The sequence below is a fragment of the Dyella sp. KRB-257 genome, from assembly GCF_049445995.1.
GTDB lineage: Bacteria > Pseudomonadota > Gammaproteobacteria > Xanthomonadales > Rhodanobacteraceae > Dyella_A.
Map to the genome: position 1 here is coordinate 188691 of NZ_JBMSDZ010000006.1, position 13420 is coordinate 202110.

Annotated in this window: 14 protein-coding genes; 11 read left to right on the plus strand and 3 right to left on the minus strand. The window is 68.9% G+C overall.

The genetic code is table 11. The features are described from left to right. Window positions 1–2: 2 nt before the first annotated feature. The 7 genes from ACO2Q2_RS06990 (at window position 3) to ACO2Q2_RS07020 (ending at window position 8185) form a co-directional block, all read left to right on the plus strand. Window positions 3–1790, plus strand: coding sequence for a DUF885 domain-containing protein (locus ACO2Q2_RS06990; protein ID WP_423255037.1), 1788 nt, complete (start codon window positions 3–5; stop codon window positions 1788–1790). Window positions 1791–2095: 305 nt separating this feature from the next. Further along, window positions 2096–3436, plus strand: a complete 1341-nt coding sequence (locus ACO2Q2_RS06995; protein ID WP_423255038.1) for a sigma-54-dependent transcriptional regulator — start codon at window positions 2096–2098, stop codon at window positions 3434–3436. 108 nt (window positions 3437–3544) lie between these two features. After that, window positions 3545–3877, plus strand: a complete 333-nt coding sequence (locus ACO2Q2_RS07000) for a hypothetical protein (RefSeq protein WP_423255039.1) — start codon at window positions 3545–3547, stop codon at window positions 3875–3877. Between the two features lie 22 nt (window positions 3878–3899). Continuing rightward, window positions 3900–5282 (plus strand): sensor histidine kinase, encoded by a 1383-nt coding sequence (locus ACO2Q2_RS07005; RefSeq protein ID WP_423255040.1) that lies wholly within the window; start codon window positions 3900–3902, stop codon window positions 5280–5282. A 165-nt stretch (window positions 5283–5447) separates the two neighbouring features. Continuing rightward, window positions 5448–6392, plus strand: coding sequence for an SPFH domain-containing protein (locus ACO2Q2_RS07010; RefSeq protein ID WP_423255041.1), 945 nt, complete (start codon window positions 5448–5450; stop codon window positions 6390–6392). Between the two features lie 19 nt (window positions 6393–6411). After that, complete coding sequence (locus ACO2Q2_RS07015) at window positions 6412–6858, plus strand: NfeD family protein (RefSeq protein ID WP_423255042.1); 447 nt, start codon at window positions 6412–6414, stop codon at window positions 6856–6858. Between the two features lie 43 nt (window positions 6859–6901). Next, window positions 6902–8185: a threonine/serine ThrE exporter family protein gene (locus ACO2Q2_RS07020; RefSeq protein WP_423255043.1), complete on the plus strand. Its 1284-nt coding sequence runs from the start codon at window positions 6902–6904 to the stop codon at window positions 8183–8185. Window positions 8186–8441: 256 nt separating this feature from the next. Here ACO2Q2_RS07020 and ACO2Q2_RS07025 read toward each other — a convergent pair whose 3' ends face one another. Next, window positions 8442–8768, minus strand: coding sequence for an H-NS family nucleoid-associated regulatory protein (locus ACO2Q2_RS07025; RefSeq protein WP_423255044.1), 327 nt, complete (start codon window positions 8766–8768; stop codon window positions 8442–8444). Between the two features lie 158 nt (window positions 8769–8926). On the opposite strand from ACO2Q2_RS07025, the gene ACO2Q2_RS07030 reads away from it, so the two are divergent. Next, entirely contained in the window at window positions 8927–9193 is a 267-nt protein-coding gene (locus tag ACO2Q2_RS07030; protein WP_423255045.1) for a hypothetical protein, read from the plus strand. Between the two features lie 81 nt (window positions 9194–9274). Here the strand turns inward: ACO2Q2_RS07030 and ACO2Q2_RS07035 are convergent, their stop codons facing one another. Both ACO2Q2_RS07035 and ACO2Q2_RS07040 read right to left on the minus strand, forming a co-directional pair. Then, window positions 9275–10972: a proline--tRNA ligase gene (locus tag ACO2Q2_RS07035; RefSeq protein ID WP_423255046.1), complete on the minus strand. Its 1698-nt coding sequence runs from the start codon at window positions 10970–10972 to the stop codon at window positions 9275–9277. Between the two features lie 88 nt (window positions 10973–11060). After that, complete coding sequence (locus ACO2Q2_RS07040; RefSeq protein ID WP_423255047.1) at window positions 11061–11486, minus strand: DUF4124 domain-containing protein; 426 nt, start codon at window positions 11484–11486, stop codon at window positions 11061–11063. Between the two features lie 109 nt (window positions 11487–11595). Between ACO2Q2_RS07040 and pssA the strand changes: the two genes are divergently transcribed. From pssA to rimI, 3 genes are read left to right on the plus strand one after another with little or no spacing between them, the layout of a single operon-like run. Next, on the plus strand, window positions 11596–12375 hold the full coding sequence (gene pssA / locus ACO2Q2_RS07045) for a CDP-diacylglycerol--serine O-phosphatidyltransferase (protein WP_423255048.1): 780 nt from the start codon (window positions 11596–11598) through the stop codon (window positions 12373–12375). Further along, window positions 12375–12866, plus strand: a complete 492-nt coding sequence (locus ACO2Q2_RS07050; RefSeq protein WP_423255049.1) for a hypothetical protein — start codon at window positions 12375–12377, stop codon at window positions 12864–12866. The genes pssA and ACO2Q2_RS07050 overlap by 1 nt, the downstream gene beginning before the upstream one ends. A 2-nt stretch (window positions 12867–12868) precedes the next feature. Beyond that, a complete protein-coding gene (rimI, locus tag ACO2Q2_RS07055) occupies window positions 12869–13339 on the plus strand; it encodes a ribosomal protein S18-alanine N-acetyltransferase (RefSeq protein WP_423255050.1) in 471 nt (156 codons plus the stop codon). Window positions 13340–13420 lie beyond the last annotated feature (81 nt).

The following is a 13420-nucleotide window of genomic DNA, read 5'->3' on the forward strand; positions in this document are numbered from 1 at the left end:
CGATGAAGAAGCTGCCCTTGATGATGGCGCTGGGCCTGTCGGCCACGGCCGCCATGGCCCCGCTCGCGGTAGTGGCTGCCACGCAATCGGACGCGGCCACGCGCGTGGCCGCGCAGAACGCGCTGCTGGACGAGCAGTGGCAGCACACGCTGAGGAATTCGCCGGAGTTCGCCACCATCCTGGGCGACCTGCGCTACAACGACCGCTGGAGCGATCTTTCGCTGGCGCATGCCAGGGCCGAGTACGAGTGGGCGGGCGATTTCCTGCGCCGCTTCCAGGCGATCGACACCAGTGGTTTTTCCGACAGCGACAAGCTCAACCACGAGCTGATGGTCCGCCAGCTTTCCGACGCCCGCCAGGCGCACGAGCTGAAGCTGGACGAGATGCCGATCGACCAGATGAGCGGCATCCACCTGCAGCTGGCGGGTTTCGTCAGCTCGATTCCGTTCGACAACACGAAGCAGTACGAGGATTACCTGGCGCGCCTGAAGGCGGTGCCGGCGGGTTTCGACCAGGTGATCGGCGTGGCGAAGCAGGGCCTGCGCGACGGCTTGATGCCGCCGAAATATCTGCTGGAGGCGGTGGTCAAGCAGATCGACGCGATCGGCACGCCGGCCGGCATGGACAGCGTGTTCGCCGAGCCGCTGAAGCATTTTCCGGCCACGGTGTCGGCGGCCGATCAGGCGCGGCTGAAGACGGCGATCCTCGCCGCGATCGACCATGACGTGCGCCCCGCCTACGGCAAGCTCAAGACCTTCGTGGCGACCGACTATGCGCCACACGGTCGCGCCCAGCCGGGCGTGTGGGATCTGCCCAACGGCGAGGCGATCTACCGCTTCGACGTGAAGCAGATGACCACCACCGACAAGACCCCGGCCGAGATTCACCAGCTCGGCTTGGACGAGGTGGCACGCATCGAAGGCGAGATGAGCAAGATCGCCAAGGCGCAGGGCTTCAAGGACCTGGCCAGTTTCCGCGCCTCGCTCAAGAGCAACCCGAAGACGCACGCCACCTCGCGCGAAGACATCCTCAACCGCTACCGCGGGTTCCTGGCGCAGATGGAGCCCGAACTGCCCAAGCTGTTCGGGCTGCTGCCCAAGACCGAGGTGGTGGTGAAGCCGGTGGAGGCGTTCCGCGAGAAGGAAGCCGCCGCCGCCGAGTACCACCAGGGCACACCGGACGGCTCGCGGCCCGGGCAGATCTTCGTCAACACCGGCGACTTCGCCAACCGCAGCGTGCTGACCATCGAGTCGACCGCCTATCACGAGGGCATCCCGGGCCATCACATGCAGATCTCGATCGCGCAGACCCTGCCCAAGCTGCCGCCGTTCCGCCAGCAGGGCGGCTACACCGCCTATGTGGAGGGTTGGGCGCTGTACGCCGAGCAGTTGGGCAAGGACATCGGTTTCTACAAGGATCCGCTGTCGGACTACGGCCGCCTCAGCGACGAGCTGCTGCGCGCCGACCGCCTCGTGCTCGATACCGGCGTGCACTACAAGCACTGGACGCGCCAGCAGATGGTCGACTTCTTCCACGCCCACTCCAGCGAGGACGAGCCGGACGTGCAGGCCGAGACCGACCGCTACATCACCTGGCCCGGTCAGGCGCTGGCGTACAAGATGGGCGAGCTGAAGATCCTGGCGCTGCGCGCGAAGGCCAAACAGGAACTGGGCGACAAGTTCGACATCCGCGCCTTCCACGACGCCGTGCTCGACGGCGGCGCGCTGCCGTTGGACGTGCTGGAAACGCGCATCGACAAATGGATCGCGGCGCAGAAGGCCAAGGCGTGATGTTCGGCGGTAAGCCCTCTCCCCTGGCTTTGCCGGGGGAGAGGGTTGGGTGAGGGGGCTTTTGATCTTTTCGGGAAGGCATGGGCAGAGCGAGAAGCAGGAGCCCCCTCACCCCAGCCTCTCCCCCAACGCGGTTGGGGGAGAGGGAGCAAATGCCGTGGGCCCTCTCTACCGACGCGGTTGGAGGAGAGGGAGTAGATGCATGAGGCTTCGTGTGGATGCCTCCAGCCTGCATGGCCGATGCAGCTGCCTGACGCAACCTTTTCGCGTGGAGCGGCATCCATGCCCGCATGTGTAGACGAAAGATGCGCACCGTACTGATCATCGACGACAACCCTGCCGTGGGCGAGGCGCTGTCGCTGGCGCTGTCGCTGCACGAGATCCGCCCGCGGGTGGCGCTTACCCCCGGCGAGGGGCTGGCGATGCTGGCGCGCGAGAGCGTGGACGTGGTGATCCAGGACATGAACTTCACCGCCGACACCACCTCGGGCGAGGAGGGCGTGGCGCTGTTCCGCGCGATCCGCGAGCAGCATCCGGATCTGCCGGTGATCCTGCTCACCGCCTGGACGCACCTGGAAACCGCGGTGGAGCTGGTGAAGGCGGGCGCGGCCGATTACCTGGCCAAGCCGTGGGACGACGCCAAGCTGCTGGCCACGGTGGAGAACCTGCTGGAGCTGTCGGAGTCCACCCGCGAGGTGGCGCGCACGCGCAACGAGCGCCGCCGCCGCCACGAGAGCCTGCGCAGCCGCTACGAGCTCGATGGCCTGGTGTTCGCCTCCGGCGCCATGGCGCAGACGCTGGAGCTGGCCTGCCAGATCGCCCGCGCCGAGGTGCCGGTGCTGATCACCGGCCCGAACGGCGCGGGCAAGGAGCGCATCGCGGCGATCATCCACGCCAACTCGGCGGTCAAGCGCGGGCCGTTCGTGGCGGTGAACTGCGGCGCGTTGCCGGGCGAGCTGATCGAGGCGGAGCTGTTCGGTGCCGAGGCCGGCGCGTATACCGGCGCGAACAAGGCGCGCGAGGGCCGCTTCGAGCTCGCCGACGGCGGCACGCTGTTCCTGGACGAGATCGGCAACCTGCCGCTGCCGGGCCAGATGAAACTGCTGCGCGTGCTGGAAACCGGCCAGTTCGAGCGGCTGGGCTCCGGCCGCACGCGCCACGCCAAGGTGCGCGTGCTCAGCGCCACCAATGCCGACCTCAAGGCGATGATCAAGGCCGGCACCTTCCGCGAGGATCTGTACTACCGCCTCAACGTGATCGACGTGAACCTGCCCGCGCTGGCCGATCGCACCGACGACATCCTGCCGCTGGCCGAGCACTTCCTCGACGGTCGGGCCGAGCTGGGCGATGCGGCGCGCGAGGCGCTGCTGTCCTACCCGTGGCCGGGCAACGTGCGCGAGCTGAAGAATGCGATCGAGCGGGCAGCGTTGTTGTCGGGCGGGCGTGCGATCACGCCCGAACTGCTCAACCTGCCGGCGGTGGCGCCCAGCGCGGTGCGCAACCTCGACGAGCCCAGCCGCGAGACGGTGGAGGCGGCGCTGGCGCGGGCCGATGGCGTGGTCAGCCGCGCCGCGCAGGCGCTGGGCCTGTCGCGCCAGGCGCTGTATCGGCGGATCGAGCGCTACGGGCTGTCGGTGAACGGCTGACCGGCTTCACGCCGGTGCATTGCGGCAGTGGTCGTCGCGGCGCCGGATGGCGTAAAAGGGATGCTCGTGCCATTCGCCCGCGCGGTGCCCATCCCCAGGAGTCGTGTCATGTCCAAGCGCCTGTTGTCGGTTCCCTTGCTCATCATCGCCGCGGCTGGCGCCGACGTATCCGCCCAGACCGCGGCCAGCGACAGCTGGAGCCGCCCCGCGTCGGCCAGCTCGACCGCCCCCTCGTACGGCAGCGGCTCGGGGTTGCGCGATGCCTCCGGCGGCAGCGACAGCCACTTCAAGTTCAAGGAACAGCGCGATGCGCGGCCGCAGCGCAATGCGGCGCTGGAAGCCAGCGGCAAGGCGCCGGTGATGGGCGGCAACGAGCTCGGCCGCGACGGTCGCCCCACCGTGAGCTGCGCGCGGACGCCGATGGATCCCGCATGCCGCTGACCATCCCGGGCAGCGTGTGCGGATGAGCCGCCGCCTGCACTCGCTCGAAGGCCGGTTGAGTCTGCTGCTGTTGCTGGCCGGCCTGGTCGGCGTGCTGGTCTATGCCGGCGTCACCGAATGGCCGCTGCCGCAGGTGCTGGCCTGGCTGCACAACGATCTGAAAGTGGGCGCCGCACCGCCGGTGCGGATGGGCTTCGTGACGGGTCTGGTCATCAGCATGGCGGTGCTGGTGCCGATCGCGCTGTGGATGGCGTCCGTGGTGATGTCGCCGGTGAGCCGCCTGCTGCGTGCACTGGAAGGCTCGGTGGCGAGCTATCGCGATGGCGACTTCAGCATCTCGCTGGCGGTGGATCGCCGCGACGAACTGGGCGAGCTGATCGCCATGCACAACGCGCTGGGGCAGACCCTGCGCGAGCAGCGCCAGCACCTGGTGCAGCGCGAGCTGCTGCTGGACACGGTGGTGCAGAACACGCCGGTGGCGCTGGTGCTCACCGATGCCGGCGATCGCGTGGCCTACGCCAACATCGCCGCGCGGCATCTGTTCAACGAAGGGCGCAGCCTGCACGGGCTGGCGTTCGCCGAGGTGCTGGCCAACGCGCCGGCGGTACTGCGCGAGGCGGTGGAACGCGGCGAGGACGCCCTGCTCACGGTGGAGATGGACAACAGCGAGGAGACCTTCCACCTCTCCCAGCGCGCGTTCCGCCTGCAGGGGCGGCCGCACCGGCTGCAGCTGTTCCGGCGCATGACGCGCGAGCTGTCGCGGCAGGAAGTGGCGAGCTGGAAGCGGGTGATCCGGGTGATCAGCCACGAGCTCAACAATTCGCTGGCGCCGATTTCCTCGCTGGCGCATTCGGGCGCCGAGCTGGCCCGTCGCGGCGAAACCGAGCGGCTGCCCGGCGTGTTCGCCACCATCGGCGAGCGCGCGCGCCACCTGCATGGGTTCATCGCCGGCTACGCCAGCTTTGCCAAGCTGCCGGCGCCGCGCAAGGCGGCCATCGCCTGGGCGCCGTTCCTGGAAGGGCTGGCGCTGCACTGCCGCTTCCGTCTGGCGGGAGCGGTGCCGGGACAGCCAGGCTGGTTCGACGCGGCCCAGGTGGAGCAGGTGCTGATCAACCTGATCAAGAACGCGCACGAGGCCGGCGGGCCGGAAGACGAGGTGACGCTGGCGCTGCAGGTGCTCGGCCGCGACCTGCGCATCGAGGTGGCCGACCGCGGCCCCGGCATGAGCGAGACGGTGCTGGCGCAGGCGCTGCTGCCGTTCTACTCCACCAAGCGCGCGGGCACCGGGCTGGGCCTGGCGCTGGCCCGCGAGATCGCCGAGGCGCACGGCGGGTGCATCGCGCTGGTCAACCGCGAGGGCGGCGGCCTGCAGGTCAGCCTGCTGCTGCCGCTGGGGATGCCTTGACCAGCGAGTGTTGCGACGCTGAAATCCAGCTACATCCGGAACCGCAGGAGCGCACAGGGTGCGCTCCTGCGGGTGTCGATCCCAGACGCTGTGCGCGACGGCTGAAATCTGCAACCGCGTCCGCTCGCCTATACTCGGATCTTCATCGGAAGAGGGGGTTGAAACATGGGACAGATTCTCGCGCTGGTCATCGTCATCGTGGTGGTGATCGGCATCGCCAAGCTCGTTCGCATCGTGCCGCAGGGTTACGAGTGGACGGTGGAAACCTTCGGCAAGTACACGCGCACGCTTACGCCGGGCCTGCATTTCCTCATTCCCATCTATCAGGCCGTCGGCCGCAAGATCAACATGATGGAGCAGGTGCTGGACGTGCCCAGCCAGGACGTCATTACCAAGGACAACGCGGTGGTGCGCGTGGACGGCGTGGTGTTCTACCAAGTGCTGGACGCCTCCAAGGCGGCGTATGAGGTATCGAACCTGGAACAGGCCTCGCTGGCGCTGGTGATGACCAACATCCGCACCGTGCTCGGCTCGCTCGACCTGGACGAGAGCCTGAGCCAGCGCGACGCGATCAACGCCAAGCTGCTGCGCGTGGTGGACGAGGCGACCCACCCGTGGGGCGTCAAGGTCAACCGCATCGAGATCAAGGACATCGCGCCGCCGCGCGACCTGATCGACGCCATGGCGCGGCAGATGAAGGCCGAGCGCGAGAAGCGCGCCAACATCCTCGATGCCGAGGGCTTCCGCCAGGCGGCGATCCTCAAGGCGGAGGGCGAGAAGCAGTCGGTGATCCTGGCCGCCGAGGGCGAGAAGGAGGCCGCGTTCCGCGCCGCCGAGGCGCGCGAGCGTTCGGCCGAGGCCGAGGCCAAGGCGACGCAGATGGTCTCGGACTCGATCGCCAACGGCAACGTCAACGCGCTCAACTACTTCGTCGCCAACAACTACGTCGAGGCACTGAAGGAGATGGCCAAGTCGCCCAACCAGAAGATGCTGCTGCTGCCGATCGAGGCCACCGGCATTCTCGGCTCGCTGGCCGGCATCGCCGAGCTGGCGAAGGAGTCGCTCGGCCAGCAAGCCAAGGCCGGCGTGATCCAGCCGCCGCCGCGCTGAGCACACCGGGAGACAGGCCATGTGGGATCTTTCGGCGCATTACCTGTGGTGGATCCTCGCCCTGCTGCTGATCGCGGGCGAGGTGCTGCTGCCGGGCTACTTCATGTTGTGGATCGGCCTGGCCGCCGCGGCGATGGGCGTGCTGCTGTGGCTGGTGCCGGGCATCGGCCTGCTGCTGCAGGCGGTGCTGTTCGCCGCGCTGGCGCTGATCGCCTGCGTGATCTACGCGCGCACGCTGCGCCCGCGCATCGAGCGCAGCATGCCCGGCAGCGAGCGGCTGAATCGTCGCGCCGAGCAGATGATCGGCCAGCGCTACGTGCTCACCGAGGCCATCGTCAACGGTCGCGGCAAGGCGCGCGTGGGCGACGGCGAATGGCTGGTGGCCGGGCCGGAGCTGCCGCTGGGCGCCACGGTGGAGGTGGTGGCGGTGGACGGCACCACGCTGCAGGTGCGCGCCGCCGCATGAGCGTGCGCGGCCACCGGGCGCACGCATGGTGCAGGCGCATGGCATGAGCGCCGTCGCGCCCGCGGTCGTGTCGGCGGATTTCTCCACCGCCGCGCTCAACACGCGCATCGGGTTCCTGGTGGAGCTGGCGCGCCGGCTCCACCAGTACGGCACCTCGGCGCCGCGGCTGGAGACGGCGATCGCGCGCTCGGCGCAGCAGATGGGGCTGGCGGCCGACGTGTGGTCCAGCCCCACCGCCATCATCATTTCCTTCGCGGATCTCGCCCAGGGTGACGAGGGCCTGGCCCAGGTCACCCAGGTGATGCGCCTGCCGCCGGGCGACGTGAACCTGGCGCGGCTGTGCGAGGCGGACGAGATCGCCGACCGCGTGATCTCCGGCGAGATCGAACTGCGCGAAGGCTTTCGACTGCTGCGCCTGCTCGGCCTGCCGGACACGCGCCGGGCCCAGGCCAGCGTGATCGCCAGCTACGGCTTGTCCGCCACCTGCGTGGTGGGCCTGCTGCTGCACAGCTCGTGGGCCGACCTGATCGCGGCGGGACTGATCGGCCTGATGATCGGCGTGATCACGGTGCGCTCGGCCACCCGGCCGCGCCTGGCGGTGGCCAGCGACGCGATCTGCGCGCTGGTGGCCACCACCTTCGCGATCCTGGTGAGCGCCTTCGTGGTGCCGCTGGCGGTGAAGTCGGTGGTGCTGGCCGGGCTGATCGTGCTGATGCCGGGCATGGCGCTCACCACCGCCGTGCGCGAGATCTCCAGCCAGCATCTGGTGGCGGGCGTGGCGCGCATGGGCGGCGCGGTGGCGACCCTGCTCAAGCTCACCTTCGGCACCGTGGCGGCGACCCAGCTGTGCGCGGCGCTGGGCATCGACCCGGGGCATTACGTGCTCACGCCCCTGCCGGGCTGGGTCGATTACCCGTCGATGCTGCTGGGCGCATTCGGTTTCGCGATCCTGTTCCGCGCGGCGCGGCGCGACTGGCCGGTGGTGATGGGCGCGGTGATCGTGGGCTATCTGGCCACGCGCTGGGGCGGGCTGATTTCCGGCGCCATTCCGGGCGCGCCGTTTGGCGTGTTCCTGGGCGGATTCCTGCTCGGTGCATTGGCGAATGTGTATGCGCGGGTGATGCATCGACCCGGCGCGGTGATTCGTGAACCTGGAATCATTTTGCTGGTGCCCGGCAGTACGGGTTTTCGCAGCGTGTCGTACCTGTTCGAACGCGATACCACGCTCGGCATGGATACCGGCATTCTGCTCATTACCCTGCTTGTCTCGCTGGTCGCCGGCCTGCTGTTCGGTGATCTGCTGGTATCGCCGCGCCGCTCGCTTTAGTTCGCCGGCACTCCGCGAATGAGTGCGAATCGGTACTCTCTCTCCCTCCGGGAAAGGGTTGGGGTGAGGGTTCGGGCGAAGCGGCAATCAACACACCGCCAGTGGCACGAACTGCGCTGCGGCCGAGCCCTCATCCGCCGCTGCGCGCCACCTTCTCCCTGGGGGGAAGATACGTCCGCTGAACTTCGATGCCGATCGGAAAAAAACGCCGGCGCGAGGCCGGCGTTTTGCATGGCGCCATGACGGGATGCAGCGATCAGATCGCCAGATCCTTTTCCTTCTTGCCCGCCTTGAGTGCGTCGTTGAACCAGCGCGGGCGCTTGCCGCGGCCGGACCATGTCTGCTCCGGATTGGCGGGATTGCGGTACTTCGGCGCCACGGTGGTCTTGGCGCGGCGCGCCTTGGTGCCGCGGGCGCTGCCGAAGATGTCGTCGAACGAATAGCCTTCGGCCTTGATCAGCGCATGGATTTTTTCGCGCAGCTTGGCGACCTTTTCCTTGCGCAGTTCGTCCTGACGCATCTGGGCCTTGGCGATCAGCTCATTGAGCTGGCTGTGATTGAGGTTCTTGATGTCAACGGCCATGATAACTCCGCGTGGTTTTGCTAATGATTGGGTGTTTATCTCGCCATTGCGGCGAGTGCGCCATCCTGATGCGGGAGCGATTCTGGCGTAACTCCCATGCTTTTGCAAAATAACCATCCGCATGTGATGAATGCGTCACACCTGTTCGCCCACCTGCCATGTCCATTAAACAAGCCGGTCTGATTACTGGCGATTGCGGATACCGCTGCCATTCGCTGGCGGATCGAGTTCGTGAAACGCTTCGCGCTTATGCGCGCGGTCGCGGAATCGGTGGTTATGGCCCTCGCGACACCCGCCTGCCCGAGAGGCTGATCCGGGCGGCCATGGCCGCGATTTGCCACGCGTCGGGCGACGGCAACGCGTTGCGGATTTCCGGTGGCGCCGATCCGGCAAGGTGCGATGCATGCATCCGTCATGTGCGTTGATCCGACGGAGGCGAAGCCCCTGCAAGGCGTCCATGAAAAAGCCGCCCGCAGGCGGCTTTTGCAAGGCCATGCAAAAGGCGGTCAGGCGAGCAGGGCAAACAGCTCGTCGATGCCGAGCTGGCGGCTTTCGGCCTGGTCGCGGGCGCGATATTCCAGCGTACCGGCAGCGACGCCGCGTTCGCTCACCACCACGCGGTGCGGAATGCCGATCAGCTCCATGTCGGCGAACATGGCGCCCGGACGCAGGCCGCGATCGTCGAGCACCGCCTCGATGCCGCGTTCGGCCAGCTGCGCATACAGCGCTTCGGCCGCGGCGGTGACCTCGGGCAGGCCCTTGGGGTTGATCACGCACACGGCGACGCGCCACGGTGCCATCGCTTCGGGCCAGCGGATGCCGGCGTCGTCGTGGCGCTGCTCGATGGCGGCCGCGACGATGCGGCTGACGCCGATGCCGTAGCAGCCCATCAGCATCACCTGCGCCTTGCCCTGGTCGTCGAGCACGGTGGCATCCATCGCCTCGGCGTACTTGGCGCCGAGCTGGAACACGTGGCCGACCTCGATGCCGCGGGCGAGCTGCAGCGTGCCGCGGCCGTCCGGCGACGGATCGCCGGCGACCACCTGGCGGATGTCCTCCACGCGGGTGACCCGCGCGTCGCGCTCCCAGTTGGCGCCGGTGTAATGAGTGCCGTCGAGGTTGCCGCCGCAGACGAAATCCGCCAGCACGGCGGCGCTGCGGTCGACGATCACCGGGATGTGCCCGGGCAGGCCGACGGGCCCGAGCGAGCCGGGGCGGGCGCCGATCGCGGCGAGGATCTCCTCTTCGCCGGCCAGCACCGCCTCGCCGGGCAGCTCGGCCAGCTTGCCGGCCTTCACCTCGTTGATCTCGTGGTCGCCGCGCAGGCACAGCGCGACCAGCCCGTCGCGGCCCTTCACCAGCAGGGTCTTCACGCACTGCTGCGGCGACACCTTGAGGAAGGCGGACACGTCGTCGATGGTCTTCTGCGTGGGCGTATCGACCCGGACCAGCGCGGCGGACGGCGCCGGACGGGCGCCGGTCGGCGCCAGCGCCTCGGCCTTTTCCACGTTGGCGGCGTAGTCGGAGCCGTCGGAGAACGCGATCGCATCCTCGCCGGACTCGGCGATCACCTGGAACTCGTGGCTGGCGTTGCCGCCGATCGCGCCGGTGTCGGCCTGCACGGCGCGGAAGCTCAGGCCCAGCCGGGTGAAGATGCGCCCGTAGGCGTCGTACATCGCCTGGTAGGTCTGCGCCAGCGAGTCCTGGCCCAAGTGGAAGGAGTAGGCGTCCTTCATCAGGAACTCGCGCGCGCGCATCACGCCGAAGCGCGGGCGGATTTCGTCGCGGAACTTGGTCTGGATCTGGTAGAAGTTGACCGGCAGCTGCCTGTAGCTCTTCAGCTCCTGCCGCGCGAAGTCGGTGATCACTTCCTCGGCGGTGGGCGCGTAGCAGAACTCCTGCGCCTTGCGGTCGGCGATCTTCAGCAGCTGGCCGCCGAACTTCTCCCAGCGACCGGTTTCCTCCCACAGCTCGCGTGGCTGGATGGTGGGCATCAGCACCTCGATCGCGCCGGCGCGGTCCATCTCCTCGCGCACGATCGCTTCGACCTTGCGCAGCACGCGCAGGCCCAGCGGGCTCCAGGTGTACAGGCCGGCGGCAAGCTTGCGGATCATGCCGGCGCGCAGCATCAGCTTGTGGCTGACCAGCTCGGCTTCGGCGGGGACTTCCTTGACGGTGGCCAGGTGGAATTGGCTGAGGCGCATGCGATGGGGATCCGGCGGCTGGGTAAAGGCGCCGATTATGCCAGCCGCTGCCGGATTCCGGTGGGCGGGGTTCGCCCCGTCCGCGGGCTTACTGGCCCTGGCAATACTGGCTGTACTGGGCCTGCGCGGCGTCCAGTTGCTGCTTGCGCTCGGCGTCGTTGAGCGCCTTGGGCTGGCCGTCCTGCTCCATCACCACCGGGCCGCTGCCCTTGAGTGCGTCCAGATTGCTCCTGAGCGAGGCGCAGAGCTTGCTGCGGTTTTCCGGCGTGTCCTCCATCGGCGCGGCCGGCTGGGCGTCCATCCGGCCCTCGCCGGTGCCCGGCTCGGTGGCCGGTGCCGGGGCGACGATCGGATCCACGCTGCCGCTGAGCGTGACGCGGCTGTACTTGGTGCCCGCCGGCGGCGGCGATTCGGAGTAGTGCACGGTGCCCCGGGCATCGGTCCACTTGTAGGCCTGGGCATCGGCGGCGCCGGCGGCCAGCAGCAGAAGGGCGAACAGCGCGGGACGAAGCATGGGGTTCTCCGGAAGGAGCCGTGGCTCAGGCGCTCTTGGTAGCACCGGCGCGGGCCGGACTCAAGCGTCGGTGTTCTACAATGCGCGCCAGCCTTCACTGGATGGGTTCATGAGCGACGACACGCCAGTCCGACGACCGCGCCACCGCGGCATCTACCTGCTGCCGAACCTGTTCACCACCGCGGCGATGTTCTCGGGCTTCTACGCCATCGTGGCGAGCATCGGCGGGCGCTATGCCGAGGCCGCGATCGCGGTGTTCGTGGCGGCCCTGCTGGACGGCCTGGACGGCCGCGTGGCCCGGCTCACCGGCACCCAGACCGAGTTCGGCGTGCAGTACGACTCGCTGTCGGACCTGGTGAGCTTCGGGCTGGCGCCGGCGCTGGTGCTGTACACCTGGTCGCTGTCCTCGCTGCGCGACTACGGAGCGATGTGGGGCAAGGTGGGCTGGGCCGCGGCCTTCATCTACGCCGCCTGCGGCGCGCTGCGGCTGGCCCGCTTCAACACCCAGGTGGCGGTGATCGACAAGCGCTATTTCCAGGGCCTGGCCAGTCCGGCGGCGGCGGCGGTGTGCATGTCCTTCGTGTGGACCATGGAGAAGGTGGGCATCGCCGGCAGCACGCTGTGCTTCGTCACGCCGGTGCTGGCGGTGGTGGTGGGCCTGCTGATGGTGAGCAATTTCCGCTACTTCAGCTTCAAGTCGCTGCCGATGGGGCAGGGCGAGCGCGTGCCGTTCGTGTGGATGGTGATGCTGGTGCTGATCCTGGTGCTGCTGGCGATCGATCCGCCGCGGCTGCTGCTGGCGGTGTTCTCGCTCTACCTGCTGTCCGGGCCGGCACTCACCGTGTGGGGCCGCGCCACCCACCGGCGCGCACGGCGGAACGCGGGGTGATGGCGGCCGTGGCACTCGATCGCCGCCGCCGCGCCGTACTGCGGGCCATGGGCATCACCCCGTGGGTGCTGCGCGCACGCACGGAGGCGGCCGCGCAGTCGTTCGCCGTGGAACGGGGCGCCGCGTCGGCACGCGCGGCCCGGCCCAGCGGGCGCTGTGTGGTGCTGCTGCCGGCCGGCGCCGACGCCCGCGCGCTGGATCTGCTCGGCCGCGCGCTGACCGCCTGCGGCGCAGAGATCGCCCGCGCAGGCCGCATCCGCGTGGCCGACGGCCAGCTTTCCGACGCGGTACCGCACGCGCCGGTCTATCTGGTGTTCGGCCAGGCCCAGGCGCACGCGCTGGGGCGCGAGTTGCCGGCGGCGGTGATGAGCGAGGCGCACATCGCGCTGGTCGACGAGCCCGCAGCACTGCTTTCCGGTGCGGACGGCAAGCGACGCCTGTGGGCGGCGCTGCGGCAGGCGCGCCGCGTCCTCGGCGCCCGGGGCGACTAGCCATGGTCGCCGTGAGCCGGCCCGACAGCGAAATCCGCGCCCTGCGCGTGCAGGATCTCGATGCGGTCGCCGCGATGGAGGCCGACTCGTACGAGTTTCCCTGGAGCCGCGGCATCTTCGCCGACTGCCTGCGCGCCGGGCATCCGTGTTGGGTGCTGTGGGTACGCGGCGAGATCGCCGGCTACGGCATCCTGTCGATCGCCGCGGGCGAGGCACACGTCCTCAACCTCTGCATCGGCCGGGACTGGCGCGGGCTGGGCCTGGGCCGCCGCCTGCTGCTGCGCCTGCTCGACGTGATCCGCTGGAGCGGCGCCGAACGGATTTTCCTCGAAGTGCGCCCGTCCAACCCGGTCGCGCAGAAGCTCTACGCCTCGATCGGCTTCGTCGAGATCGGCCGGCGCCCGCGCTACTACCCGGCGCGGGATGGGCGGGAGGATGCGATCGTGATGGAGCTCGTGCTCGCCGCGCGATAGCTCGGTCGCGCGCCTCACCGGTTGTCGTTGTAGGAGCGCACCCTGTGCGCGAATGCTCTTGGCTCTGATGTCGATCAGGAG